This window comes from Agrobacterium sp. Ap1 (assembly GCF_017313375.1).
Lineage (GTDB): Bacteria > Pseudomonadota > Alphaproteobacteria > Rhizobiales > Rhizobiaceae > Neorhizobium > Neorhizobium cellulosilyticum.
The window spans coordinates 409,072-434,405 of the sequence record NZ_JAFLMY010000001.1 but is presented as its reverse complement, the minus strand read 5'-3'; the positions used below and the strand labels follow the sequence as shown (position 1 = coordinate 434,405).

The 25,334-nt window shown below is 60.3% G+C and carries 21 protein-coding genes; 17 read left to right on the top strand and 4 right to left on the bottom strand.

All coding sequences use genetic code 11. The features are described 5' to 3' along the window. Positions 1 to 195: 195 nt before the first annotated feature. From cysP to JZX87_RS02075, 5 genes are all read left to right on the top strand, one after another. Complete coding sequence (cysP, locus tag JZX87_RS02095; RefSeq protein WP_206823394.1) at positions 196 to 1,179, top strand: thiosulfate ABC transporter substrate-binding protein CysP; 984 nt, start codon at positions 196 to 198, stop codon at positions 1,177 to 1,179. A 198-nt stretch (positions 1,180 to 1,377) separates the two neighbouring features. After that, positions 1,378 to 2,202, top strand: coding sequence for a sulfate ABC transporter permease subunit CysT (cysT, locus tag JZX87_RS02090; RefSeq protein ID WP_112458887.1), 825 nt, complete (start codon positions 1,378 to 1,380; stop codon positions 2,200 to 2,202). Between the two features lie 4 nt (positions 2,203 to 2,206). Next, the gene (cysW, locus tag JZX87_RS02085; RefSeq protein WP_206823392.1) at positions 2,207 to 3,085 is read left to right on the top strand and encodes a sulfate ABC transporter permease subunit CysW; all 879 of its coding nucleotides are present in this window, start codon (positions 2,207 to 2,209) and stop codon (positions 3,083 to 3,085) included. Further along, positions 3,082 to 4,101 (top strand): sulfate/molybdate ABC transporter ATP-binding protein, encoded by a 1,020-nt coding sequence (locus JZX87_RS02080; protein ID WP_206823389.1) that lies wholly within the window; start codon positions 3,082 to 3,084, stop codon positions 4,099 to 4,101. The genes cysW and JZX87_RS02080 overlap by 4 nt, the downstream gene beginning before the upstream one ends. A gap of 539 nt (positions 4,102 to 4,640) precedes the next feature. Next, a complete protein-coding gene (locus JZX87_RS02075; RefSeq protein WP_206823386.1) occupies positions 4,641 to 6,731 on the top strand; it encodes a DEAD/DEAH box helicase in 2,091 nt (696 codons plus the stop codon). Between the two features lie 39 nt (positions 6,732 to 6,770). Here JZX87_RS02075 and JZX87_RS02070 read toward each other — a convergent pair whose 3' ends face one another. The 3 genes from JZX87_RS02070 to JZX87_RS02060 form a co-directional block, all read right to left on the bottom strand. Further along, entirely contained in the window at positions 6,771 to 7,877 is a 1,107-nt protein-coding gene (locus JZX87_RS02070; protein WP_206823383.1) for a DNA alkylation repair protein, read from the bottom strand. A 126-nt stretch (positions 7,878 to 8,003) separates the two neighbouring features. Further along, positions 8,004 to 9,440, bottom strand: coding sequence for an NAD-dependent succinate-semialdehyde dehydrogenase (locus tag JZX87_RS02065; RefSeq protein WP_206823381.1), 1,437 nt, complete (start codon positions 9,438 to 9,440; stop codon positions 8,004 to 8,006). Between the two features lie 166 nt (positions 9,441 to 9,606). Then, entirely contained in the window at positions 9,607 to 10,203 is a 597-nt protein-coding gene (locus tag JZX87_RS02060; RefSeq protein ID WP_206823379.1) for a cupin domain-containing protein, read from the bottom strand. A gap of 597 nt (positions 10,204 to 10,800) precedes the next feature. Here JZX87_RS02060 and JZX87_RS02055 point away from each other — a divergent pair. Then, positions 10,801 to 11,715: a GNAT family N-acetyltransferase gene (locus JZX87_RS02055; RefSeq protein ID WP_206823375.1), complete on the top strand. Its 915-nt coding sequence runs from the start codon at positions 10,801 to 10,803 to the stop codon at positions 11,713 to 11,715. Between the two features lie 60 nt (positions 11,716 to 11,775). On the opposite strand, the gene JZX87_RS02050 is transcribed toward JZX87_RS02055, so the two are convergent. Next, positions 11,776 to 12,951, bottom strand: coding sequence for an acyl-CoA dehydrogenase (locus JZX87_RS02050; RefSeq protein WP_148143144.1), 1,176 nt, complete (start codon positions 12,949 to 12,951; stop codon positions 11,776 to 11,778). 131 nt (positions 12,952 to 13,082) lie between these two features. Here JZX87_RS02050 and JZX87_RS02045 point away from each other — a divergent pair, with 131 nt between their 5' ends. The 11 genes from JZX87_RS02045 to JZX87_RS01995 all read left to right on the top strand — a co-directional run bounded on the left by JZX87_RS02045 (position 13,083) and on the right by JZX87_RS01995 (position 25,302). Next, complete coding sequence (locus tag JZX87_RS02045) at positions 13,083 to 14,000, top strand: LysR family transcriptional regulator (protein ID WP_206823371.1); 918 nt, start codon at positions 13,083 to 13,085, stop codon at positions 13,998 to 14,000. 108 nt (positions 14,001 to 14,108) lie between these two features. Continuing rightward, positions 14,109 to 15,170 (top strand): LacI family DNA-binding transcriptional regulator, encoded by a 1,062-nt coding sequence (locus JZX87_RS02040; protein WP_246712515.1) that lies wholly within the window; start codon positions 14,109 to 14,111, stop codon positions 15,168 to 15,170. Positions 15,171 to 15,254: 84 nt separating this feature from the next. Then, entirely contained in the window at positions 15,255 to 16,178 is a 924-nt protein-coding gene (locus tag JZX87_RS02035) for a nucleoside hydrolase (RefSeq protein WP_206823368.1), read from the top strand. Then, positions 16,175 to 17,962 (top strand): adenine deaminase, encoded by a 1,788-nt coding sequence (locus JZX87_RS02030; protein ID WP_502711285.1) that lies wholly within the window; start codon positions 16,175 to 16,177, stop codon positions 17,960 to 17,962. The genes JZX87_RS02035 and JZX87_RS02030 overlap by 4 nt, the downstream gene beginning before the upstream one ends. Positions 17,963 to 17,981: 19 nt before the next feature. After that, positions 17,982 to 18,659: a phosphoribosyltransferase gene (locus JZX87_RS02025; protein ID WP_206823361.1), complete on the top strand. Its 678-nt coding sequence runs from the start codon at positions 17,982 to 17,984 to the stop codon at positions 18,657 to 18,659. Positions 18,660 to 18,745: 86 nt separating this feature from the next. Beyond that, complete coding sequence (locus tag JZX87_RS02020; RefSeq protein WP_206823360.1) at positions 18,746 to 19,795, top strand: dipeptidase; 1,050 nt, start codon at positions 18,746 to 18,748, stop codon at positions 19,793 to 19,795. A gap of 49 nt (positions 19,796 to 19,844) precedes the next feature. Continuing rightward, positions 19,845 to 21,485, top strand: a complete 1,641-nt coding sequence (locus JZX87_RS02015) for an ABC transporter substrate-binding protein (protein WP_148143642.1) — start codon at positions 19,845 to 19,847, stop codon at positions 21,483 to 21,485. A gap of 286 nt (positions 21,486 to 21,771) precedes the next feature. Then, positions 21,772 to 22,776: an ABC transporter permease gene (locus JZX87_RS02010; protein WP_502711291.1), complete on the top strand. Its 1,005-nt coding sequence runs from the start codon at positions 21,772 to 21,774 to the stop codon at positions 22,774 to 22,776. Then, the gene (gene nikC / locus JZX87_RS02005; protein ID WP_206823358.1) at positions 22,773 to 23,705 is read left to right on the top strand and encodes a nickel transporter permease; all 933 of its coding nucleotides are present in this window, start codon (positions 22,773 to 22,775) and stop codon (positions 23,703 to 23,705) included. The genes JZX87_RS02010 and nikC overlap by 4 nt, the downstream gene beginning before the upstream one ends. Continuing rightward, positions 23,702 to 24,553 (top strand): ABC transporter ATP-binding protein, encoded by an 852-nt coding sequence (locus tag JZX87_RS02000; RefSeq protein WP_206823357.1) that lies wholly within the window; start codon positions 23,702 to 23,704, stop codon positions 24,551 to 24,553. The genes nikC and JZX87_RS02000 overlap by 4 nt, the downstream gene beginning before the upstream one ends. Further along, positions 24,550 to 25,302, top strand: coding sequence for an ABC transporter ATP-binding protein (locus JZX87_RS01995; RefSeq protein ID WP_286194043.1), 753 nt, complete (start codon positions 24,550 to 24,552; stop codon positions 25,300 to 25,302). Before JZX87_RS02000 ends, JZX87_RS01995 begins: the two co-directional genes overlap by 4 nt. Positions 25,303 to 25,334 lie beyond the last annotated feature (32 nt).

Here is a 25,334-nt window from a genome sequence, read left to right as displayed (position 1 = left end):
CTGTCCAACCGGAACCGATTTCTTGTCGCGGGCAAGAAAATATCGAGTGCAGGCACAACCGTTGCCGAATGTGGCGAAAAATGGACGGAATTTCTAAGATGGGCGCGGGCAGAGGAGGGCGATTTCTCGCGCTTGCCCATGCCTGCCGATAGTTTCCCCACACTCTCATTCTCGGCCCTTTTTCGGAGACACCTGATGAAACGCCTCCTCATTCTCGGCACTGCGATTGCAGCCCTTTTCGTCCAGCCGGCTTTCGCGCAGGAGCAGAAGCTGCTTAACGCCTCCTACGACGTCGCGCGCGAACTGTTCGTTGCCGTCAACGAAGCCTTCGTGAAGGGCCATCCGGGCGTGACCATCGACCAGTCGCATGCCGGCACGTCGAAGCAGGCGCGGTCGATCGTCGAAGGTCTTGAGGCCGACGTGGTGACCTTCAACCAGTCGACCGATATCGATTTCCTTGCCAAGCAGGGCTTCGTTTCGACCGAGTGGACTAAGGCGTTCCCGAACAACGCTTCGCCCTTCTATTCCTTCCCGGCCTTCCTGGTGCGCGCCGGAAACCCGAAGAACATCAAGGGCTGGGCCGATCTGGCGCGTGACGACGTGCATGCCGTCTTCCCGAACCCGAAGACGTCGGGCAATGCGCGCTACACCTATCTCGCCGCCACCGCATGGGCGAAGGAAGAGTACAAGGACGATCAGGAAAAGATCGAGGCCTACATCACCAAGATTTTTGACAACGTCCCGGTCTTCGATACCGGCGGTCGTGCGGCAACCACCACGTTCGTCGAGCGCGGCCAGGGCGACGTGCTGATCACCTTCGAAGCCGAAACACGCGGCATCGAAAAGCAGTTCGGCAAGGACAAGGTCGAGAGCGTCATTCCGTCCGTCAGCCTGCTGGCCGAATTCCCGGTCGCCGTTGTCGACAAGGTTGCCAAGAAGCATGGCACCGAAGCGCTGGCAAAGACCTATCTCGACTTCCTCTATACGGAAGAAGGCCAGAAGATCGCTGCCGAATTCGGCCATCGCGTCCATAACGAGAAAGTCGCCGGCGAGTTCAAGAGCCAGTTCCCCGAAGTCCGCCTGGTCAAGGTCGACGACGTGTTCGGCGGCTGGAGCAAGATCCAGTCCGAGCATTTTGCTTCGGGCGGCACGCTCGACAAGCTTTACGGCAGCCGATAGTTTTCCTCACCAAGAGGTTTTGCCACAAATTCTTCTTTCATGCTCGGGCTTGTCCCGAGCATCTGCCTTCGCCAAATTTTGGGCTCAGCAGATCCACGGCACAAGGCCGAGGATGACGACGAGTAAGGGGCGGGCCTGTCATTATTCTAACCGGCGGACACCCCTCCGCCGGCTTTTGCTAATTAAGGAACCGACCGCGTGAGACGACGCAATGTCCTGCCCGGCCTGCCTCTATCGCTGGGCGTGACCCTGTTTTATGTCGGCCTGATCGTCGTGCTGCCGCTGGCGGCACTGGCATTCAAGGCCGCGAGCCTGGGTTTTGAAGATTACTGGCGGATCGTTTCGTCGTCACGCTCGATGGCGAGCTATCGCGTCACGGTGCTTTCGGCGCTTGGCGCCACGACCTTCAACCTGTTTTTCGGTCTGGCGCTTGCCTGGGTGATCACACGGTACCGGTTTCCCGGCAGGCGTATCGTCGATGCCGTGGTGGACCTGCCGTTTGCGCTGCCGACCGCCGTTGCCGGCATTGCTTTGACGGCGCTATTTGCCAATAGCGGCTGGTTCGGCTCGGTGCTCGAAGGGTTCGGCATCAAGGTCGCCTATACGCCGATCGGCATCATGATCGCCATGTGCTTTACCTCGCTGCCGTTTATCGTGCGCACGGTGCAGCCGGTGCTGGAGGATCTCGATCCGGCGCTGGAAGAGGCGGCCCAATCGCTTGGCGGTTCCGACTGGACGATTTTTCGAAAGGTCATCCTGCCGCTGCTGGCGCCTGCGCTTCTTGCCGGCGTTTCCTTGTCATTCGCCCGCTGCCTGGGTGAATTCGGCGCGATCATCTTCATCGCCGGTAATCAGCCGATGTCAACGGAAATCACCGCATTGCTGATCTTCATCCGGCTGGAGGAATACGACTATCAGGCTGCTGCGGCGATCGCCTCGGTGCTGCTGCTGGCCGCATTCTTCATGCTTGCCGTCACCAACTGGCTGCAGGCACGTGCATTGCGTTACACGGTGAAGGGGTGAGACCATGAGCACAGTTTCCACCCGCCGCAAGCCGCCGCGCGTCGGTGATGCCCCGCTGTTTCGCCGCTTGCTGATCGGCATCGTTGTCGTTCTCGTCGCCTTCGTCATCATCGCGCCGCTGGTGATTATCGGCGTCGAGGCGTTTTCGAAGGGCTGGCAGCTTTATCGCGATACGGTCGTCCATCCCGATACGCTGCATGCGGTAATGCTGACGGTGCTCGCGGCGCTGATCGCGGTGCCGATCAATACCGTCTTCGGCATTGCCGCCGCATGGGCGATCACCAAATTCGATTTCTGGGGCAAGCGTTTTCTGCTCGTGGTGATCGAAATCCCGTTTTCCGTATCGCCCATCGTCGCCGGTGTCGCCTATCTGTTCGTCTACGGACTGCAGGGCCTGTTCGGGCCGTGGCTCGATGCGCATGACATAAAAATCCTGTTTGCCGTGCCTGGTATCATCATCGCCTCGATGTTCGTCACCGCTCCCTTCGTGGCGCGCGAGCTGATCCCGCTGATGCAGGCGCAGGGACGGGATCTGGAGGAGGCGTCGACCTCGCTTGGTGCTTCCGGCTGGCGCACCTTCTTTTCCGTGACGATGCCGAACGTGAAGTGGGCGCTGCTTTACGGCGTGATCCTGTGCAATGCCCGCGTGATGGGCGAGTTCGGTGCGGTCTCGGTCGTGTCCGGCAATATCCGCGGCCAGACCAATACGCTGCCGCTGCATATCGAACTGCTCTATCACGACTACAATGCGACCGGCGCCTTTGCCGCCGCCTCGATCCTGGCGTTGATCGCGGTCTTCACCATCATCGCCAAGGTGGCGCTTGAGCGGCAAGGGGCGGGCCGTGTCCGCAAAACCGAAAATCCGGCAGAGAAAACAGCATGAAAATCCGCCTCGAAAACGTCGTCAAAACCTTCGAGACCTTTCGCGCCGTCAAGGGCGTGTCGCTCGATATCGAAAGCGGTGAGCTGGTTGCGCTGCTCGGTCCATCCGGCTCGGGCAAGACCACGATCCTGCGCATGGTAGCGGGGCTGGAATATGCCGATGGCGGCGCGATCCATTTCGGCGATCAGGACGCGACCGACATTCCGGTGCGCGACCGCGGCGTCGGTTTCGTCTTCCAGCATTATGCGCTTTTCCCGCATATGACGGTGGCCGACAATATCGCTTTCGGCATGAAGGTGTCGAAGGTGAAGCGCGACCGGGCGGCGATCGACAGCCGTGTGGCTGATCTTCTTCGTCTGGTGCGGCTGGAGGGGCTTGGCGACCGGTTCCCGGCACAGATTTCCGGCGGCCAGCGGCAGCGCGTGGCGCTTGCCCGCGCGCTTTCTGTCGATCCGAAAGTGTTGTTGCTCGACGAGCCGTTCGGGGCGCTCGACGCCAATGTGCGGCGCGACCTTCGCCGCTGGTTGCGCGAGATCCATTCGGAACTCGGGATCACCACGCTGTTCGTCACCCACGATCAGGAGGAGGCGCTCGATCTGGCTGACCGGGTGGTGATCCTGAAGGACGGGCAGATCGTGCAGCAGGGCACGCCGCAGGAGGTGTGCCGCGATCCGAAGTCGGCCTTCGTGATGAAATTTCTCGGCGATGCGAATGTGATTGCGGCGCAGGTGAAGGATGGTCGGGCTTATGTTGGCGGGCTTTCCGTCGAGGCTGCGGATGTGGCGGATGGCAGGGGCGAACTTTATGCGCGGCCGAGCGATATCGACTGGTCTGAGGAAGGGCCGGGGATTGCGGCGGAGATCACGCGTGTGCTCGACCGGGCGGATGGCCGGCGCGTGCTGGCGATGACGGATGCTGGCGAGGCACTGGAATTCGATGTGGAGCCGGAGCGGGTGGTGAAGGCCGGTGAGGCCGGGTACGTGACGCTGAGAAGGGCGAAGGTGTTTGGGGTGTAAGATCTCAGCGCTTCGTCGGGTTGCGGATCGTGACTAAGCAGCGGTAGATGGTGTCATAGGATTAGGTTGCGATCTGATGTCACTCTATCGAAAGTCCTGGCTATACGTCGGATGGGCGTTGTTCGTTTTTATCACGTCAACCTTCTGGCTGTCTTATCTCACGCGGATATACGGCATTCCGGGACAGGTGGTTGGCTCCATTATTTGGCTGGCCCATAGTTTGCCTGTGCTGTTTTGGTTTAAATGCCGGATGTGTGGGGTCTCGATCTTCAGCGGACGTAAAACCATATCGCTCTTTCGAACTGACAAAATCAGCTGGTTGCCGCAACGAACATTTCCCGGCAAGCGCTGCGCAAATTGCGGTGCCGACCATACCATTATCAAATCAGCATAGCTCATTTCGATACACGCGCTTCCCGCGCAAACCACCCATGCTTTGACTTTTTGCAGCTTACCCTATAGGGACGGCGCAAACGTTCGGCTGCGATCGTTGCAGCCAAGGCGCCAGCAGGCGCGGTACATTCCGAAAGACAAGATTGATGACCGATATCAACGGCGCCGTTCCGGCGATCGCGAAGGCTTTGCAGAAGCGTGGTTACGAGACGCTGACCCCCGTTCAGCTGGCGATGCTGGACCCGGCGCTGGCCACGTCCGATGCGCTGGTTTCCGCCCAGACGGGGTCCGGCAAGACGGTGGCCTTCGGCATCGCCATGGCGCCCACCCTGCTTGAAGATCGCGACAGTTTTGGCCGCGCCGCCGCGCCGCTCGCACTCGTCATTGCGCCGACCCGCGAGCTTGCCATGCAGGTGAAGCGCGAACTGGATTGGCTTTACGCCGAAGCCGGTGCCGTGATCACCTCCTGCGTCGGCGGCATGGATATCCGCAACGAGCGCCGGGCGCTGGAACGTGGCGCGCATATCGTCGTCGGCACGCCGGGCCGTATCTGCGACCATATCCGCCGCAATGCGCTCGACATGTCCGAGGTTCGGGTTGCCGTACTCGACGAAGCCGACGAGATGCTCGATCTCGGTTTCCGCGAAGACCTGGAATTCATCCTTGAATCCGCTCCGGACGAACGTCGTACGCTGATGTTCTCGGCCACGGTTCCCGCCGCGATCGCGAAGCTTGCCAAGAGCTACCAGCGTGATGCCGTACGCATCGCGACGGCTGCCGAACAGAAGCAGCATGTCGATATCGAGTATCGCGCCCTGCTGGTCACGCCGTCCGACCGTGAAAACGCCATCGTCAACGTGCTGCGCTATTACGAAGCGCCGAATGCGATCGTGTTCTGCTCGACGCGTGCGGCCGTCAATCATCTGCATGCGCGGCTTTCCAACCGCAATTTCTCCGTCGTGGCGCTGTCGGGTGAATTGACCCAGAACGAGCGCACCCATGCGCTGCAGGCTATGCGCGATGGCCGCGCCCGCGTCTGCATCGCGACCGACGTTGCTGCCCGCGGCATCGACCTGCCGGGTCTCGAACTCGTCATCCATGCGGATCTTCCGACCAATTCCGAAACACTGCTGCACCGCTCTGGCCGTACCGGCCGTGCGGGCCGCAAGGGCGTCAGCGCGCTGATCGTTCCGGTCACCCAGCGCCGCAAGGCCGAGCGCCTGCTGTTCGGCGCCAAGGTGGAGCCGACATGGGCGAACCCGCCGTCTGCCGACGAGGTGACGGTACGTGACGAGGAGCGGCTGTTTGCCGATCCGATCTTCACCGAAGTGACGACCAATGAAGACGAGCAGGCTCTGATCGCCAAGCTCATCGAGCGTTTCGACGCCGAAAAGCTCGCGACCGCTTTCGTCTCGCTTTATCGCGGCAAGAATTCCGCGCCGGAAGATGTCAGCGTCGTGTCTCTCGAAGCACGCAAGCCGCGCGAAGGCGGGCAGGGTGATCCGGCCTCGCGACCGCTCACCCCGCGCGGTGATTTCGGCCCGGCCGTTTGGTTTTCGCTGTCGGTCGGCCGCAAGCAGCGCGCCGAACCGCGCTGGCTGATCCCCACCATCTGCAAGAGCGGTGATCTCAGCAAGAACGAGATCGGCGCGATCAAGATGCAGGCCGACGAGACCTTCGTCGAGATTGCCGAGGCGCATGCCGACAAGTTCATGGCCAAGCTCGGCAAGGACAAGATGATGGATCGCGGTATCCGCGTGACGCGTCTGGATGCCGCTCCCGATTTTTCGAAGTTCTCCCGTGGCACGGACGACGAGGGCTTCACAAAGCGCGACGGTCCGCGGATGGACAAGCCTTGGAAGGATGGTCCGAAGAAGGATGGTTTCCGCAAGGACAAGCCGTTCGCCAAGGATGGCCCGCGTGGCGACAAGGCCTTTGGTGACAAGCCTTACCGTGAAAAGAAGCCTTTCAAGGATGGCGACAAGCCGTTCGGCGATGCGCCGCGCAAGGACTGGAAGCCCAAGGGCGAAAAGGCCAGCGCCGAACGCCGCATGGACGACGACGTCTGGGGTGAAAAGCCGAAGGGCGACTTTGCCAAGAAAAGCGGCGACAAGCCTTTCGGTGATAAGCCGTTCAAGAAGAAGGCCTTTGGCGACAAGCCGTTTGCCAAGGGTGATGGCGACAAGCCTTTCAAGAAGAAGCCCGCGGCCAAGGGCGGGTTTGAGAAGCGGAAGTAAGGATCAGAGCATCGCCCCGGCGGTGCTCTTTCTTTTTGTTCAGGTGTCGAGCTCGAACGCGGCCTCGCCAAGCACTTCTCCATTCACGAGCAATTCTACCACATGCCGTCCCGGATAATGAAAGCGGGTGGTGAAGTTGCGGATAGGGCGGGTGATCGTGAGTTCGGCGCGGGCATGCGGCTCGAGCGTCAGTTCCTTCCACTTGAACACCTTTTTCGATGTGCCGCCGGTCTTCTTCACGTAATGGATGGCATAGTCGATCACTAATTTCTGACTCGTGGAGCCGGTCGAGGTGAGCTTCGCCGTTATCTGGACCGCACCGCCGAGCACGAGCGATGGCGGCGTTACCGAGAAGGTTTCGACTTTTACCTCCGCCTTGTGGCCTGCACCGAAGACGTGCAGGGCACGGGTGTCGCCCTTCTTGATCAGGGTGCGCAATGCCTGTTTGGTGATCCATGCGGTACGGGCATCCGACTGATCCCAGTGCGACAGCTTTGTCAGAACCCAGCCTGGATGATTCTTGGTGATGTCGTTCAGGTGGTTTGCTACGGACTTGCGGACATAAAGGCTCGGGTCGCTTTTCAGATTTTCCAGGATCGGGGTGACCGGCGAGGGGTCAGCGATCAGCTGTTTCAGCTGGAAGGACCACGGCAGTCGCGGACGGCAGCCTTCCGATGAGAGACGTCGGACATGTTCGTTTTCGTCCATCGACCAGTTCTGCATCATCGCGAGCGTGCGCGGCATGTCTTTCAAGAGGAAATGCCGGATGGCGAATTCGGATGAGCCGAAGCGAGTGAAAAAAGCGAGGGCCCTCATCGACAGGTCAAAGTGGTCCTGACCGTAAAGCGCCACATATTCCGGCAGGGTGATCGAGGCGAAGCCGTGGTTGATGCGTGGCGCGAGGTCCCAGAGGATCTCTATGTTCTTTTCGTAGGGGCCGGGTAATGTCGCATGGAAGGATACAGCGACCTGCCGCAGACGCTGCATGATACTCAGATCGTCCAATCCTTCGGATGCGAGTTGGAGAAAGCGCTCGCCATCGAAAGCCGGATGGATCGTGGAGATCTCGCGGGCGAAATGGCTCAGCCGGTCACGGTTGAAGATTTCCTTCAGGAGAGGGGCGGTTTCCATTTCCGGCTCGGCCATCATTATATCCATATGTTCACTATTTGTTTTCGTATTCCACTCCGTTGATGCAGGCAAGGCCCAAAAGAAAACCGGCCGGAGCGGTGGCTCCGGCCGGTTCTTTAGATGCGATCGTAGATGGATCGATCAGTTCATCTGGGTAACGTATTTGGTTTCGAGATAGGCGGCGACGGCTTCCGAGCCGCCTTCGGTGCCGTAGCCGGAATCCTTCATGCCGCCGAACGGGACTTCTGGAAGCGCCAGACCGTTGTGGTTGATCGTCAGCATGCCTGCTTCGACTTCGCGGCCGAGTGCATGGGCGGTCTTGACCGAGCCGGTGAAGGCGTAGGATGCAAGGCCGAAGGGCAGGCGGTTGGCCTCGGTGATCGCGTCCTCATAGGAGGAGAAGCGGTTGATGATGGCGATCGGGCCAAAGGGCTCGTCGTTCATGATCTTGGCCGTGGTCGGGACATTGGCAAGAACCGTCGGTTCGAAGAAGTTGCCCTTGTTGCCGATGCGCTTTCCGCCGGTCTTCAGTTCGCCGCCGTTCGAGACTGCGTCCTGGATCAGCGCTTCCATGGCCGGGATGCGGCGCTCATTGGCAAGCGGGCCCATGACGGTATCCGCTTCCAGGCCGTTGCCGACCTTGATGGCTTCGGCAGCCTTGACGAAACCGTCAAGGAACTTGTCGGCGATACCATCCTGAACCAGGAAGCGGGTCGGGGATACGCAGACCTGACCGGCATTGCGGAACTTAGACATGGCGCTGATTTCGATCGCCTTGTCGAGGTCGGCGTCGTTGAAGACCATGACCGGAGCGTGACCACCGAGTTCCATCGTGGCGCGCTTCATGTGCTTGCCGGCAAGCGCTGCCAGATGCTTTCCGACCGGGGTAGAGCCGGTAAACGAGATCTTGCGGATGACCGGATGCGGGATCAGGTATTCAGATACTTCAGCCGGGATGCCGTAGACGAGGCCGATGACGCCGGCCGGGATGCCGGCATCGGCAAAGGCGCGGATCAGTTCGGCAGGCGATGCCGGAGTTTCTTCCGGTGCCTTGACGATGATCGAGCAGCCGGTGGCAACGGCGGCGGAAAGCTTGCGGACGATCTGGTTGATCGGGAAGTTCCACGGGGTGAAGGCTGCGACCGGGCCGACCGGCTGCTTGATGGTCATCTGGGCGACGCCGGAGAAGCGGGCCGGGATGATCTGGCCATAGGTGCGGCGTGCCTCTTCGGCGAACCAGTCGATCGTGTCGGCGGCCCCCATGATTTCCATCTTGGACTGTGCCAGCGGCTTACCCTGTTCGCGGGTCATGAGGAAGGCGATGGCATCGGCACGTTCGCGCAGAATGTCGGCCGCCTTGCGCATCAGCTTCGAACGCTCGAAGGGAGCCGTGTCACGCCAGATCTTGAAACCCTTGTCAGCGGCTTGAAGCGCCAGATCGAGATCCGCCTTGCGGGCATGGGCGATCTTGCCGATCACTTCGTCGGTGGCCGGATCGGTCACTTCGATCGTTTCGCCGCCGATGGCATCGCGCCATTCGCCGTTGATGAAAAGCTTTACGTCGGGATAGGTCTGCATGGGGGTCCACTTTCGTTTTGAAACGTCGGGTCGCGCGGCGGAGTGCCGCGGGCAGAAGGGGCGGATGGGTTCCGGTGCCTGAGTTAAGACAATCACCGCCGACAATCAACCGGCGGCGCGGTCAAAAAAGTCATACTAATTGGATTAACGACTGGCGGTCTGCCGATTAGAGATAGGGCGGCGTAACGGCGCTGACGACTTCGCAGCGTTCCGTGCCGATATTTCGGTAACGATGCGGCAGGCGGCTGTTGAACAAATAGGCATCACCGCGTTTCAGGATGCGGGTCTGGCTGCCGACAGTCACTTCCAGTTCGCCGGCGACGACAACCCCGCCTTCCTCCGCCTCGTGGGCCAGCATGGTTTCGCCGGTATCGGCGCCTGGCTCGTAGAATTCGTGAAAGATCTGGACGCTATGGGATTTCGCATCGCCGACCTGAAGCAGCGTCAGCGCGCCTTTCGACAAGGGTGTCAGTTCGTCGGCGCGAAAGAAAATCTGGTCGACGGGCGGCAGGGAAAGCGCAAAGAAATCCGTCAGCGGATAGTTGATCGCCTCAAGAATCTTCTTCAACGACGCGACGGAAGGGCTGACCTTGTTCTTTTCGATCAGCGATACGAGCGAATGGGTAACGCCGGCCTTTACCGCCAATGCCCGCTGTGACAGACCGTAGCTCTGCCGCACGAGGCGCAGACGATCGCCGACATCGAATTGGTTCTCGGTATCGTTCTGAGAGACGGTTTTTCCCGCTTCATCCGTTGCGTGCATGCTTTGCGAGGTCTTTCCTGTGCGTGTTTATCGCTTTCTTTGAGCTGCATCGCGTTGATACACCCGGCGCATCGCCTTGGCCAATGACGAATAGCGGCGCGAACTGTGAGTTTCCATGCCTTGAGACCGGTTGTCGTCTTCTTCTCCAATTATTTGAGGAAATCTCGCTCTCAGCTCGTAAGTTGTCTTTTATTTCAGTTCTATGAATGTAAATCACGAAAGTGTATTTGTGATGCGCCTAAATATGCTTTGTTTATTTGGTGTTTGTTTGTTATCGATGAAATCAAGATGGGTTTTTATTTAGGCCCACGGTGAATCCGAAGGGGAGGTCGGATGTTGCGCTCTGTTTTAGTCGACGGCGTGGAGGCTTTTGTTCAACTTGAAGATGAGTGGAACGCCCTCGCGCGATCAGTCGTGACGTGCCACTACACGCAGACCTTTGAGTGGGCAAAGCTCGGGTGGGAGACGAGGGACGCTTCTGCAGGTGACCGGTTGATATGCGCGACTATCTGGTCTGATCGTCGGCTGGTTGCGGTCTGGCCGTTCCAGCGAAACAGGCTAGGCCCTGCGACCCGTCTCGAGCCGCTGGGGTGCGGCATGCATGAGGAGTATGGTGATCCGCTGATAGCGCCCGATATGAATACGGCCGAAATCTGCAGGGAGTTGATGGCGCTCCTGCGTCCGATGGCTGATATCATCGAGGTGCCGTTTGTTGAACAGGATGGCGCCGTGCGGCAGGTGCTGGAAAGAACGGGCGCTTTTCAAATTCCCAATCCGTTGGATAGTTACATGATCGAACGGCGTGGCGTGGAAAACCTCGATGATCTGCTCCCGTCCTATTCTTCCAAATTCCGCACCAACCTGAAGCAGGGGCGCAAGAGACTTCAAAAACTTGGTGAGCTGCGGTTCGAACTTCCGGAAGATTATGCCAGTTCCGTCGAGACGATCGATTGGGTGATCGAGGAGAAGCGACGCTGGCTCCGTCGCATGGACAAGTCATGCCCATGGCTTGGAAAGGGCGAGGCGCGTGCGTTTTTTCTGGCGGCTTCGATGAAGCGCGGTGAGCTGGGGCGCGTGGGGCTCTTTCGCCTTACGCTGGACGGCAAGCCGATAGCAGCGTTCCTGACCATGATCGACCGCACGCGCGTCGAGCTTTTGACCACCAGTTTTGACCCCGATTATTCGCGTTATTCACCAGGCATGTTGATCATCGAGGATACGGTGCGCTGGTGTTTCGAGCATGGCCTGGATTTTGACATGCGGATACTGCGCATGGATTACAAGGAGCGGTGGTCAAATGCGTGGACGACCCGGATACAATATCGGGTGCCGCTGACATTGAAGGGTGCAGCGGTTCTGCTGCCTGCCTATCTCGTCTATTCCTTCTACCGGACGGTTCACGCGATTTCTAATGCGGAGCAGAGGGCGGCAATCCGGCGGATGATGAAATGGCGGCCCGTGCCGAATGGCCGGAACCGGCCGCCAACAGGCCAGATCGAGCCGAACGCGTAAAAGCCCGGCTCGCAATGCGGCCGGGCTTCAGTGTGACATTACCTGCGTCGTTGGCGTCGATCAGAAAAACGCCTGAATGCCCGTTTGAGCGCGGCCCAGGATGAGGGCGTGGACGTCGTGGGTGCCTTCGTAGGTGTTGACCGTTTCCAGATTCTGCGAATGGCGCATGACGTGGTATTCGACCTGGATGCCGTTGCCGCCATGCATGTCGCGGGCTTGGCGAGCGATATCCAGCGCCTTGCCGCAATTGTTGCGCTTGACGATGGAGATCATTTCCGGCGCCATCCGATGCTGGTCCATCAGCTGGCCGACGCGTAAGCTGGCCTGAAGGCCAAGTGTGATTTCGGTCTGCATGTCGGCAAGCTTCTTCTGGTAAAGCTGCATGCCGGCGAGCGGCTTGCCGAACTGCTTGCGATCCAGCCCGTATTGGCGGGCGCGGAACCAGCAGTCTTCCGCCGCGCCCATGACGCCCCAGGAGATGCCGTAGCGGGCGCGGTTGAGGCAGCCGAACGGACCTTTGAGGCCTGATACGTTTGGAAGAAGCGCGTCTTCGCCGACTTCGACACTATCCATGACGATCTCGCCGGTGATCGAGGCGCGCAGCGAGAGCTTGCCGCCGATCTTGGGGGCTGAAAGGCCCTTCATGCCCTTTTCCAGAACGAAGCCGCGGATCTCGTTATTATGGGCTTCCGACTTTGCCCAGACGACGAAGACGTCGGCGATTGGTGCATTGGAAATCCACATTTTCGAGCCGCGCAGGCGATAGCCGCCCTCGATCTTTTCAGCGCGGGTCTTCATGCCGCCGGGGTCGGAGCCGGCATCCGGCTCGGTAAGGCCGAAACAGCCGATCAGTTCGCCCGAGACGAGGCCGGGCAGATATTTCTTTTTCTGCTCATCGGAGCCGTAGGCGAAGATCGGGTAGATGACCAGCGAGGACTGGACGCTCATCATTGAGCGGTAGCCAGAATCGATCCGTTCGATCTCGCGGGCGACGAGGCCATAGGCGACGTAGGAGGCATTGGCTGCGCCATATTCTTCCGGAAGCGTGACGCCTAGGAGGCCGGTCTGACCCATCAGCTTGAAGAGGCCGACATCGGTCTTTTCCTCGAGATAGGCTTCCTCGACCCGTGGCAGGAGTTCGGACTTGGCAAATGCGGCCGCCGCGTCGCGGATCATGCGCTCTTCTTCGGTCAGCTGATCTTCGATGAGGAAGGGGTCGTTCCAGATAAAGGCCAAGGGGGTCTCCGATGTTTTTGGACGGGACGGGTGTCTCAATCGCCAAGCAATTTCCCGTGCAGATTATCGTCCTGTGGTCGTTTGTCGCAAGGCCCGTTTACTCAATCGGCCATGAGGGTTAGTAATAGTCCATGAAAGAACTTTCGCGAAAACTCCTGCCTTCCACCTCGGCGCTTGCCGCCTTCGATTCCGTTGCTCGGCTGGGCAGTTTCTCGCTTGCGGCGGACGAGCTGTCGCTGACGCAAGGGGCGATAAGCCGGCAGGTTTCCGGGCTGGAAGAGCAGTTGGGCGTGCTGCTTTTCGACCGAACCAGCCGCGGCGTCGTGTTGACATCGGCGGGTGCGGAATTTGCGAAAGCGATTGCAGGTGCCCTGTCGCAGATCCGCTCGGCTTCGCTCCATGCCATGACCAAACGACATAGCGACCAGCTCAACCTGGCGATCCTGCCGACATTCGGTACGCGCTGGCTGATGCCGCGCATTCCGGGCTTCGTTGCACGGCATCCGGAGATTACGCTGAATTTCGCGACCCGTATCGGAGTGTTCGATTTCGACCGGGATGGTATCGATATGGCGATCCATGTCGGTCAACCCGAATGGCCGGGTGCCGAATGTATCTTCCTGATGGACGAGATGGTGGCTCCGGTCTGCTCGCCTGCGTTTCTTAGCTCTCATCCTGTCGGTCAAGCGCAAGATCTGTTGCGCCTGCCGCTTCTGCATATGGCGTCACGGCCGGGCGGGTGGAAGCATTGGTTCGAGAGTCTTCGGATTGCCGGCAGCATGAGCGAGGGCATGCGCTTCGAACAATTCGGCAGCGTGACGCAGGCTTGTATTGCCGGCCTGGGTGTCGGGCTGATGCCGCTTTTCCTGATCGATACGGAACTGGCGAGCGGGCAGCTGGTGGAGGCATTTCCGCATCAGGTGGTCAGTCCCAGCGCCTATTACGTGGTCGCGCCGCAAGCAAAGGCCGGTTTTCCGCCGGTTGTCGCGTTTCGGGCATGGCTGATGGAAGAAGTGGCGCGCTATCGGCAGGAAATCGTGGCGTGGTAGCAACGGCTGTGAATTACTCTATATGAAAGGTTGTGTTGCGCTCGACATTTGGCATGTATGCGGGTATAGTTGGTTAAACGATTAATCATCTTGGAACGCAGCAGGACGATGAGTGTCGGTCGGACGCCAGCGACGATGACGGAAATTGCCGCCGCCCTTGGTGTGTCCTCGGCAACCGTGTCCAATGCGCTTTCCGGCAAGGGGCGGGTCTCCGCCGAGCTTTCAGCGAAAATCCGGCAGGCGGCGGAAGAGCTTGGTTATGTGCCGAGCCATGCGGCGCGGGCGCTCAGAACAGGGCGGACAGGCGTTATCGGGCTGGTGCTGCCGGATATCTCCAATCCACTGTTTCCGCAGATCGCGCAGGCAATCGAGCAGGCGGCGGCTTCCGCCGGGTTCGGCGTGTTGATTGCCGACAGTCGCGGAGAGATTGCCCAGCAGACGGCGGCAATCGGCCGCCTGATCGAACGCGGTGTCGACGGGATGATCGTCGTTCCCCGTCGTGGATCGCGGATCGCAGATATAGGCACGCCCGTGGCGATCATCGATAGCCCCTCGACGCCCGGCAACACTGTGTCGTCCGACCATTGGGAGGGCGGCGTGCAGATGGGGCGTCATCTTGCTTCTCTCGGGCACAGGAAGGTGCTGCTGATCGCCCATAGCCGGGAATCGAATGTGCAGAATGACCGGATCGGTGGCCTGAAGGCGGGTCTCGGCAAGGATGTTTGCTGCGAGACCCTGTGGGTGGGAGATCTTGAGGCTTCGCAGGGAGTGGGTTGCGCGCTCGGTCTCTCTGCCCGGGTGGCCGACGGGTTTACCGGCTTTGCTGCCGTTTATGATCTTCTGGCGCTACGTGCGCTCACCGAATTGCAGCGTGACGGTATCGACGTTCCGCTTCAGGCCAGTGTCAGCGGTTTCGATGATCTTGTCTGGTCATCTGTCGTTATGCCGCCGATCACGACCTTGCGGCAGGACCTTGCGACGATTGCGGAATGTGCGGTCGAGGCTCTTGGTCACGCGATTGGAAACGGTGAGGCCGCAGCCGGCAGCATGATCGCCGCGAGGCCGGATTGTGATGGTGTGCCGATGAAGCTGGTGATCCGGCAATCGACGGGTCCGACGATGCATTCGGTTGTGGCTGCTGCCGCGCATGCTCGGAAGGATGGTAGGTGAAAACCCTTATCCTTTCTCCTCAATCTCTCGTGTATATGGACGCCCCAATGGATCGTCCGGTTGTATTTTTGGAGTGTGCTTGAAATGGGTGTTTGGATCGATACCGATATGGGGTTCGATGATCTGGCCGCCATCATGGTTGTCGCCCATGGCGGGCTTGCCATCGACGGGATTTCGCTTGTCCTGGGCAATGCGCCGCTGGATCAGGTGCGCCGCAATGCGGCTGGCGCCGCCGCTGCCTTCGTCTGGCCGTTTCCCATTCACGCCGGGCGGGCAAAGCCGGTTCTCGGCAAGCTGGAGACAGCGGTTTCGATCCTGAGCGACGCGGGCATGCCGACTGCGGGTGAAGCCCTGCCGGCCGGTCCGGATACGTTCGTCGAGGATGCGTTCGAGGCGCTTTGTTCATGGTTGGAGCGCAGCGAAGGCGAGCGACGCATTCTGGCGCTTGGGCCTCTCACCAATATTGCCGCCGTGGCGCTGGCGCGACCGGACCTCGCCGCCAAGATCACCGACCTGACATGGATGGGCGGCGGACTGACGGCCGGCAATCACACGGCCTCCGCCGAGTTCAACGCCTTTGCCGATCCGGAAGCGGTGGCGATCGTTCTTGCGCACGGCATTCCGTTCCGGATGGTCGATCTCGATCTATGCCGCAAGGTGCTTTGCGCGCCGGAAGATGTCGAGCCGGTGCGCTCTGCCGGTGGCCGAAATGCGACGCTCTTGGCCGATCTGCTTGCTGGTTTCGTTTCGATCGCTACCAGCCGCGGGCGCAAGGCAATGTCGCTTTATGACGCTGTTGCGGCGGTGGCCTTCGTGCAGCCGGATTTTGCGACATGGCAGGATGCACGGATCGAGATGGAATTGACGGGCAGCCATACGCGCGGTCGCACCGTGGTCGAGACACGAGCGGGCAGGGCCGAATTCAACGCGCAGTTCGCGGCGGATATCGATGCCGCAAAGGCCAAGCAATCCATTCTCGACGCATTGAAGGCGGAGGCAAGCTGGTGAAGGACATTATCGCAACCGTTGGCGAATTTACCGAACCGTGCTTTCGCGACAATGCCGTGAAGGTCGCACGCGGAGATGCGCCCTTCGACATTTTGATTTCCGGCGGCACGCTGGTGGATGTGGTGACCGGCGAGCTTCGTCCCGCCGATATCGGTATTGTCGGGCCGCTGATCGTCAGCGTTCATGAGCGTGGTGCACGCTCGGATGCGGCGCAGGTGATCGATGCGACCGGCGCGTTCGTTTCGCCGGGTCTGATCGACACGCATATGCATATCGAAAGCTCGATGGTGACGCCGGCGACCTATGCGGAGACCGTGGTGCCGCGCGGCGTGACGACGGTGGTCTGGGATCCGCATGAGTTCGGTAATGTCTGCGGTGTCGATGGCGTGGCATGGTCGGTGGAAGCTGTCCGCTCTTTGCCGTTAAGGGCCGTCGTCATGGCACCGTCCTGCGTTCCTTCCGCCCCCGGCTACGAGGTTGCCGGCGCGGATTTCGATGCCGATGTGATCGATGAAATGCTGCTGTGGCCGAAGATTGCCGGCCTTGCTGAGGTGATGAACATGCGCGGCGTGATCGACCGCGAACCGCGCATCAGCAATATCGTGCAGAATGCGCTCGTTTCGGAAAAGCTTGTCAGCGGCCATGCCCGAGGCCTCGCTGGCGGTGATCTTGCCGCTTTCATGACGGCGGGCGTCACGTCCGACCACGAGCTGACCTCCGCCGAAGACCTGATGCAGAAGCTGCGCGCCGGCCTGACGATCGAGATGCGCGGTTCACATGACCACCTTCTGCCGGAATTCGTCGAGGCGCTGAATAAGCTTGGGCACCTGCCGCAGACGCTGACAATCTGCACCGACGACGTGTTCCCCGACGATCTCGTCGATGGCGGCGGTCTCGACGACGTGGTGCGCCGGCTGGTGCGCTACGGGATGAAGCCGGAATGGGCGCTGCAGGCGGCGACGCTGAACGGATCGGTCAGGATCGGCCGCGCCGATCTCGGATTGATCGCGGCAGGTCGCCGGGCGGATATCGTGCTCTTCGAAGATCTCAAGGATTTTCGCACACGTGCGGTCGTGGCGAGCGGCCACATCGTCTCGCGCTATGGAAAGATGATGGGCGATGTGTGCCGGATGAACCCCAATCCGCTGCGCCGTTCGGTAAAGCTGCAGGCTCTCTCGGAAGATGATTTCAAACTTCGCTCTGAAGGTACCCGGGTGAGGGTCGCGACCATTGATCGGCCGCGGTTCACACGCTGGGGGCAGGCGGATGCGGTTGTCGAAAACGGGTTCGTGGTACCCCCGCAGGAATCGGTGTTGATCGCCGTGACTCATCGCCATGGCCGTGTCGACAGCCGCACCCGGTTGGGTTTCCTCACCGGATGGGGCAAGTGGAAGGGCGCTTTCGCGACGACCGTGGCGCATGACAGCCATAACCTCACCGTTTTCGGTTCTGATCCGCGCGACATGGCTGCGGCTGCCAATGCGGTGATCGCGTCGGGTGGCGGTATGGCGGTTGCGATCGGCGGCAAGGTGGTGAGCTTGCTTCCGCTGCCGCTGGCGGGCCTCGTGTCCGAAGAGCCGGTCGAGGTGGTTGCCGATCAGTTCCGCTCGATCCGTGCGGCAATGGACAAGGTCGCCGACTGGGAGCCGCCCTATCTGGTGTTCAAGGCCTGTTTCGGCGCGACGCTGGCCTGCAACGCAGGGCCACATCAGACCGACCGGGGCATTGCCGACGTGACCACCGGCACGCTAATGGAGAACCCGATACTGGAAGTTCTGGCATAATATAGGGTTGGGAAAAGCGATGCGGCCGCATGAATTCTGGCAGGAGCTGCATGCTCCCGGTTCTTTCGATGAGACCGGACCGTTTTCCGGTTTCTTTCCGGCACGGCTCGACAGCGGCGAACAGATCAGGCTGCCGATCCGGCCGCTTGCCGATGGACAACATGCTCTGGCATCGCTGATCATCAATCAGGCGAGTTTCGATGTGCAGGATGCGCTCGCCGCCGATCTGGCGCCGAAGATCGCGGCACTTCGGCCGGAAGTGATTGTCGGCCTGCCGACACTGGGCCTGACGCTTGCCGCTGCGGTGGCGCGGATGCTGGGTTTTGCCCGTTACGTACCGCTCGGAACATCGAAGAAGTTCTGGTACGACGAGGAGCTTTCGGTACCGCTTTCCTCGATCACCACGCCGGAACAACAGAAACGGCTTTATGTCGACCCGCGGATGATGCCGCTCATCGACGGCAAGCGCGTGGCGCTAATCGATGACGTGATTTCCTCCGGCACCTCGATCATTTCCGGCCTGACGCTGATGACCTCGCTCGGGATCGAGCCGGTGGTGATCGGCGCTGCCATGCTGCAATCGGATCGCTGGGAAAAGAAGCTCGACGATTTCGGGTCACAGTGGAAGGAGCGCGTGGTTTCCTGTTTTCGCACGCCGATACTGAGCAAGGCCGGCGAAGAGCTTTGGTCGCACTGATTTTTTCGGCTTGCGGACATGAGATTGCTGGCTAGGATCGCGACACCCTACCTCAAGACCCAAGCGAAATTTTCAGGAAGACTTTGATGGAACTGGTGTTCGACGGCCATAACGATTTGTTGTTGCGGCTCTGGCGGAACATGAAGGCGGGAGCTGATCCCGTTGTGGAATTCTCCAAAGGTACCCCCGAAGGCCATATCGATGCGCCGCGGGCGCGAGCGGGTGGTCTCGCGGGTGGTCTTTGCGCGATCTACATTCCCTCCGGCGATCTGGTGCTCAAGGATCCCGAACCGGACGGGAGTTATGTGACGCCGCTTGCCGCACCGCTCGAATACGCACCTTCGCTGGATATAGGGCTGGAAAAGGCGGCAATCGCGTTGCGGCTTGACCGGGCAGGGGCCTGGAAACTGTGCCGTTCCACCGCCGATATCCGGCAGGCGATGAAGGACGGCGTGTTTGCCGCCGTGCTGCATATGGAAGGCTGCGAACCGATCGACGCCGACCTCGCCAATCTCGAAGTCTTCCATGCGGCTGGTCTTCGCTCGCTCGGGCCGGTCTGGAGCCGCCACAACATTTTTGGCCATGGCGTGCCGTTCGCCTTTCCGATGACGACGGATACCGGGCCGGGCCTGACCGATCTCGGTTTCGAACTGGTCAAGGCCTGCAACCGGCTCGGCCTCCTGATCGACCTGTCGCATATTACCGAGAAGGGGTTCTGGGATGTGGCAAAAACTTCCGACCAGCCGCTGATCGCAAGCCATTCAAATGCACATTCTCTGACGCCAGTCGCGCGCAACCTGACCGACAGGCAGATGGACGCGATCAAGGAGAGCGGCGGGCTCGTGGGCCTGAACTATGCGGTCACCATGCTGCGCGACGACGGGCTGGACATTGCGGCCACGCCGATCTCCGAGATGATACGCCATGTGGACTACATGGTGGAGCGCATGGGGATAGACCATGTGGCGATCGGATCGGACTTTGATGGCTGCACCGTACCGGTCGAAATTCGTGATGCTGCGGGCAATCAAAATCTGGTTGCAGCTTTAAAAACAGCGGGATACGCTGGCGAGGATTTGGCCAAGCTGGCCCGCGAGAACTGGTTGAGGGTTCTCGGCAAAGCCTGGCACGAATAACGGCCCGAAGCGGGCCGGACATGAGCAAATGACAACAGGGGAACTGATCATGCTCCACTCTTTCCGCACTTCCGTCCGCATGCTTTCGACGAGCGCAGCACTGTCGCTGCTGCTGGTTGCGGCACCGCAGGCATTCGCCGCGACGCCGGCCGATACGCTGGTCGAAGGCTTTGCGATCGATGACATCATCACCATCGATCCGGGCGAAGCCTTCGAGCTTTCCACTGCCGAAGTGACTGCCAATACCTATAGCAAGCTGGTCATGCTGGATCCGGCCGACACGTCCAAGGTCATAGGTGATCTGGCGGCCAGCTGGACGGTTTCCGACGACGGCATGACCTATACGTTCAAGCTGAAGCCGGACCTGAAATTTGCGTCCGGCAACCCGCTGACCGCCGAAGACGTTGCCTTCTCGTTCGAACGCGCCGTCAAGCTCGACAAATCTCCGGCCTTTCTGCTGACCCAGTTCGGGCTGAGCGGCGACAATGTTGCCGAGAAAGCCAAGGCGACCGCGCCCGACACGTTCACCTTCACGGTCGACAAGGCCTATGCGCCGAGCTTCGTCCTGAACGTTCTGACTGCCACCGTCGCCTCCGTGGTCGACAAGAAGGTGGTGATGGAACATGCCAAGGCGATGACGCCTTCGGCGGACTACAAATACGACAGCGATTTCGGCAATGAATGGATGAAGACCGGCTTTGCCGGCTCCGGCCCGTACAAGGTGCTGGCATGGCGCGCCAACGAGGCCGTCATCATGGAAGCCAACCCGAATTACTACGGCGAGAAGCCGAAGCTGAAGCGCGTCATCTATCGCCACATGAAGGAAAGCTCCGGCCAGCGTCTGGCGCTGGAAAATGGCGATATCGATATCGCCCGTAACCTCGAGCCGAACGATGTGGAGGCCGTTTCCAAGAAGGAAGGCCTGTCGATCACGTCTGCGCCGAAGGGCACGATCTACTATTTCAGCCTCAACCAGAAAAACGAGAAGCTGGCAAAGCCCGAAGTGGCGGAAGCGTTCAAGTATCTGGTCGACTATGACGCGATCGGCGCGACGCTGATCAAGGGCATCGGCGAAATCCACCAGACCTTCCTGCCGAAGGGCCAGCTCGGTGCGCTGAACGACAACCCTTACAAGCTGGATGTCGCCAAGGCCAAGGAACTGCTTGCCAAGGCGGGGCTGAAGGACGGCTTTACCGTGACCATGGATGTACGCAACACGCAGCCGGTGACGGGCATTGCCGAAAGCGTGCAGCAGACGCTGGCGCAGGCTGGTATCAAGCTCGAAATCATTCCGGGCGACGGCAAGCAGACGCTGACGAAATTCCGCGCCCGCACCCATGACATCTATATCGGCCAGTGGGGTTCGGACTATTTCGACCCGAACTCGAATGCCGAAACCTTCGTCATCAACTACGACAATTCCGACGAGGGCAAGAACAAGACGCTGGCATGGCGTAATGCCTGGGATGTGCCTAAGGACATAGAAGAGGCGGCCCAGGGTGCGCTTCTGGAAAAGGATGCAGCCAAGCGCGCGGCAGTTTACGAGGACCTGCAGAAAAAGGCGCTTGCCCAGAGCCCGTTCGTGATCATCTTCCAGCAGACGGAAGTTGCCGGTTATTCGTCGAAGCTGAAGGACTTCAAGCTTGGGCCGAGCTTCGATACGAACTTCGTCTATCCGGTTTCGAAGTAGCAGGCTTGGCGGGTTTGAAATTCGGACGGTGCGGCTTGCCTCCTTCTCCCCGCCTGCGGGGAGAAGGTCCGGAGCGCTAGCGAGGGAATGAGGGGCAGTCGCGGGCGCTGAGTTCGCGGCATTTTCCCCTCATCCGCCTGCCAGCACCTTCTCCCCGTTTCACGGGGAGAAGGCCGCGTACCGCAACGCCCCAAATCCTTCGCGTTGCTCAAAGGAGAACTCCTTGACGCTTACCGATACGACGGCAGTGACACGGCGCAACCGGCGCCGTGCTTCCTCCTTTGGCATGGCTGTGGTCCGTTTCGTGGTCACGGTTGTTACGACCTTTCTCGGCCTTCTGGCCGTCACATTCTTTATCGGCCGGGTGGTGCCGATCGATCCGGCGCTGGCGATCGTCGGTGATCGCGCGCCGGCGCATGTCGTCGAGCGCGTGCGGGAGGAGCTTGGTCTCAACCTGCCGCTCTACCAGCAGTTCTGGATCTATATAAAGCAGGCGCTGACCGGTGATTTCGGCACGTCGGTACTGACCACCAATCCCGTGATGGCGGATATCGCGCGGGTGTTTCCCGCAACGATCGAGCTTGCGACGATCGGCACGATCATCGGAGCTCTGATCGGCGTGCCGCTCGGGGTGCTTGCCGCCGTCAAGCGCGGATCGATCGCCGACCAGATCGTGCGGGTGATCGGGTTGATCGGTTATTCGGTGCCGATCTTCTGGCTCGGTCTGCTGGCGCTGGTTCTGTTTTACGCCAAGCTTGGATGGGTCGCCTATCCGGGGCGTATCGACATCGTTTACGAATATACGTTCACGCCGGCGACGGGCTTTTTCCTGTTCGATGCGATCTGGCAGCGGCAGTGGGACGTGGCCTGGGATCTGTTCCGCCATATCATCCTGCCCGGTGGCTTGCTCGGCTATTTCTCGCTTGCCTATATCAGCCGCATGACGCGAAGCTTCATGCTCAACGAGTTGCAGCAGGAATATATCGTGGCGGCGCGCGCCAAGGGTCTGTCGGAGACGCGGATCATCTGGTTTCATGCGCTGCGCAATGCCGCGGTGCCACTGGTGACGGTGATTGCGCTTTCCTATGCGGGGCTGCTGGAAGGTTCGGTTCTGACGGAGACGATCTTCTCCTGGCCGGGGCTTGGCCTCTATATCACCAACTCGCTGCAGAATGCCGACATGAATGCCGTGCTCGGGGGTACGATCGTCATCGGTGCGGTGTTCATTGCCATCAACATATTGTCCGACCTTCTCTACCGGACGCTTGATCCGAGGACGAGAAGCCGATGAGTGTTCTTCAGGCAAGTGAAAAGCCCTATAGCCGCGAATGGCTGTTATCCGAACAGCCGACCTCGCGGCATCAGGCACGGCTTGGCCGCGCCTATGTGATCTGGCGGCGGTTTTCCGCCAACCGGCTGGCGCTGGCCGGTCTCGGCATCATTCTTCTTCTGATCCTCGTTGCGATCTTTGCCGATGTGCTGGCGCCGCATAATCCGGTGCAGGGCGACCTGCGCAATTCGCGGCTTCTGCCGCCGAGTTCTGCGGGTTACCTGCTCGGCACCGATGACCAGGGGCGTGATATTCTTTCGCGCCTGATCCACGGGTCGCGGCTGACGTTGTTTGTCGTTGTGCTGGTGGCGATCATCGCAGCTCCCGTCGGTCTCATCATCGGCACGGTTTCCGGTTATGCGGGTGGCTGGGTGGATGCAGTGCTGATGCGGATTACCGACATCTTTCTCGCCTTTCCGAAGCTGGTTCTGGCATTGGCGCTGGTGGCTGCTCTCGGGCCGGGGATCGAAAATGCGGTGCTGGCAATCGCTGTCACCTCTTGGCCGCCTTATGCGCGTATCGCCCGCGCCGAGACGATGACGTTTCGCAATTCGGAATTCATTTCGGCGGTGAAGCTGATGGGAGCCTCGCCGTTCCGCATCATCCTGCGGCACGTGATGCCGCTCTGCCTCTCCTCGCTGATCGTGCGTGTGACGCTCGATATGGCAGGCATCATCCTAACCGCCGCCGGTCTCGGCTTCCTCGGTCTCGGCGCGCAGCCGCCGTTGCCGGAATGGGGGGCGATGATCGCGTCGGGCCGCCGCTTCATTCTCGACCAGTGGTGGGTGGCGGCGATGCCGGGTGCGGCGATCCTGATCGTCTCGCTTGGTTTCAACCTGCTCGGCGACGGGTTGCGCGATGCGCTCGATCCGAAGGAGGCCGGGCAATGAGTGGCGCTGTGGGGACGGACAAGCTTCTGACGGTCGAAGACTTGCGGGTCAGTTTTCCGACGCGCACCGGTGTGATCGAGGCCGTGCGTGGGGTGTCGTTTACGCTCGGGCGCGAACGGCTGGGCATTGTCGGCGAAAGCGGTTCCGGCAAGTCGCAGACGGGCCGGGCGATCATGGGACTGACGCCGAAACATGCCAAGATTACCGCGAAGACGCTGAACTTTGCCGGACGTGATCTTCTGAGCATTTCCGACCGCGAGCGGCGGGAGATCCGGGGGAAACGGATCGGCATGGTGCTGCAAGATCCGAAATATTCGCTGAACCCCGTCTCGACCATCGGAAGGCAGATCATCGAGACGCTGAAGACGCATGAAAAGATCTCGACTGCGGAGGCGAAGGCGCGCACGCTTGCGATGCTGGAAGCGGTGCAAATCCGTGATCCGGAGCGGGTGTTTTCGCTTTATCCGCACGAGGTTTCCGGTGGCATGGGGCAGCGGGTTATGATCGCGATGATGCTGATCTGCGGGCCGGAACTGCTGATCGCTGACGAGCCGACCTCGGCGCTTGACGTGACCGTGCAGCTCGAAGTGCTCGGCATTCTCGACAAGCTGGTGGCCGAGCGCGGCATGGGGCTGATCTTCGTGTCGCACGACTTGCGGCTCGTCTCGTCCTTCTGCGACCGGGTGCTTGTGATGTATGCGGGGCGCGTGGTGGAGGAACTGCCGTCGGCGGATCTTTCCAAGGCTCAGCATCCCTATACGCAAGGCCTGCTCAATTGCCTGCCGACAATCGGCTCCGACCGGCATCCGCTACCGGTGCTCGACCGCAAGAAGGAGTGGGCGCTATGACGACGAATGTTCTTTCCGTCAAAGACATGGTCGTCACGTTCGACGAGTTTGTCGCGCTCGACCGTGTGTCGGTCGATGTGGCTGAAGGCGAGAGTTTCGGCATCGTCGGCGAAAGCGGCTCTGGAAAATCGACGCTGCTGCGCGCGGTGACGGGCTTGAATACGTTCAGCGCCGGGACGCTTTCGATCAACGGACAGTCCTATTCGGGCCGCAGCCGGTCGAAGGATTTTTATCGCACTGTGCAGATGGTATTTCAGGATCCCTACGGATCGCTGCATCCGCGCCAGACGGTGGACCGGCTGCTCCTGGAGCCGCTGGCGATCCACGGGTTCGACAATGTCGACCAGCGGATCATGCGGGCGCTGGACGAGGTGGGGTTGGGGTCGGGTTTCCGGTTTCGGTATTCGCACCAGCTTTCCGGCGGACAGCGGCAGCGCGTGGCAATCGCCCGGGCGCTGATCCTGGAGCCGAAGGTTCTGCTGCTTGATGAGCCGACCTCTGCGCTCGACGCTTCGATCCAGGCGGAAATCCTCAATCTGCTGGAACAGGCGCGAAAAGATCGCGGGCTGACCTTCGTGATGGTCAGCCACGATCTCGGTGTCATCAGCCATATGTGCGAAAGGCTGGCGGTGATGAAGTCGGGCAAGGTTGTTGAAACGGTTACTGCCGATGCGCTGGAAAGCCGTGCGTTCTCCGCTGACTATACACGGCAGCTCATGACCGCCAGCGAAGGATTTCGCCGCGTCTGACCCCGTGTTTCAGCAAAGTCGGAAGTGCTTGG

What these genes read in the sequence shown, in the direction of transcription:
- cysP (WP_206823394.1), top strand. Translation starts at nt 196, where the DNA reads ATGAAACGCCTCCTCATTCTCGGCACTGCGATTGCAGCCCTTTTCGTC.
- cysW (WP_206823392.1), top strand. Translation starts at nt 2,207, where the DNA reads ATGAGCACAGTTTCCACCCGCCGCAAGCCGCCGCGCGTCGGTGATGCC.
- JZX87_RS02080 (WP_206823389.1), top strand. Translation starts at nt 3,082, where the DNA reads ATGAAAATCCGCCTCGAAAACGTCGTCAAAACCTTCGAGACCTTTCGC.
- JZX87_RS02075 (WP_206823386.1), top strand. Translation starts at nt 4,641, where the DNA reads ATGACCGATATCAACGGCGCCGTTCCGGCGATCGCGAAGGCTTTGCAG.
- JZX87_RS02070 (WP_206823383.1), bottom strand. Translation starts at nt 7,877, where the DNA reads ATGGCCGAGCCGGAAATGGAAACCGCCCCTCTCCTGAAGGAAATCTTC.
- JZX87_RS02065 (WP_206823381.1), bottom strand. Translation starts at nt 9,440, where the DNA reads ATGCAGACCTATCCCGACGTAAAGCTTTTCATCAACGGCGAATGGCGC.
- JZX87_RS02060 (WP_206823379.1), bottom strand. Translation starts at nt 10,203, where the DNA reads ATGCACGCAACGGATGAAGCGGGAAAAACCGTCTCTCAGAACGATACC.
- JZX87_RS02055 (WP_206823375.1), top strand. Translation starts at nt 10,801, where the DNA reads ATGCATGAGGAGTATGGTGATCCGCTGATAGCGCCCGATATGAATACG.
- JZX87_RS02045 (WP_206823371.1), top strand. Translation starts at nt 13,083, where the DNA reads ATGAAAGAACTTTCGCGAAAACTCCTGCCTTCCACCTCGGCGCTTGCC.
- JZX87_RS02040 (WP_246712515.1), top strand. Translation starts at nt 14,109, where the DNA reads ATGAGTGTCGGTCGGACGCCAGCGACGATGACGGAAATTGCCGCCGCC.
- JZX87_RS02035 (WP_206823368.1), top strand. Translation starts at nt 15,255, where the DNA reads ATGGGTGTTTGGATCGATACCGATATGGGGTTCGATGATCTGGCCGCC.
- JZX87_RS02025 (WP_206823361.1), top strand. Translation starts at nt 17,982, where the DNA reads ATGCGGCCGCATGAATTCTGGCAGGAGCTGCATGCTCCCGGTTCTTTC.
- JZX87_RS02020 (WP_206823360.1), top strand. Translation starts at nt 18,746, where the DNA reads ATGGAACTGGTGTTCGACGGCCATAACGATTTGTTGTTGCGGCTCTGG.
- JZX87_RS02015 (WP_148143642.1), top strand. Translation starts at nt 19,845, where the DNA reads ATGCTCCACTCTTTCCGCACTTCCGTCCGCATGCTTTCGACGAGCGCA.
- JZX87_RS02010 (WP_502711291.1), top strand. Translation starts at nt 21,772, where the DNA reads ATGGCTGTGGTCCGTTTCGTGGTCACGGTTGTTACGACCTTTCTCGGC.
- nikC (WP_206823358.1), top strand. Translation starts at nt 22,773, where the DNA reads ATGAGTGTTCTTCAGGCAAGTGAAAAGCCCTATAGCCGCGAATGGCTG.
- JZX87_RS02000 (WP_206823357.1), top strand. Translation starts at nt 23,702, where the DNA reads ATGAGTGGCGCTGTGGGGACGGACAAGCTTCTGACGGTCGAAGACTTG.
- JZX87_RS01995 (WP_286194043.1), top strand. Translation starts at nt 24,550, where the DNA reads ATGACGACGAATGTTCTTTCCGTCAAAGACATGGTCGTCACGTTCGAC.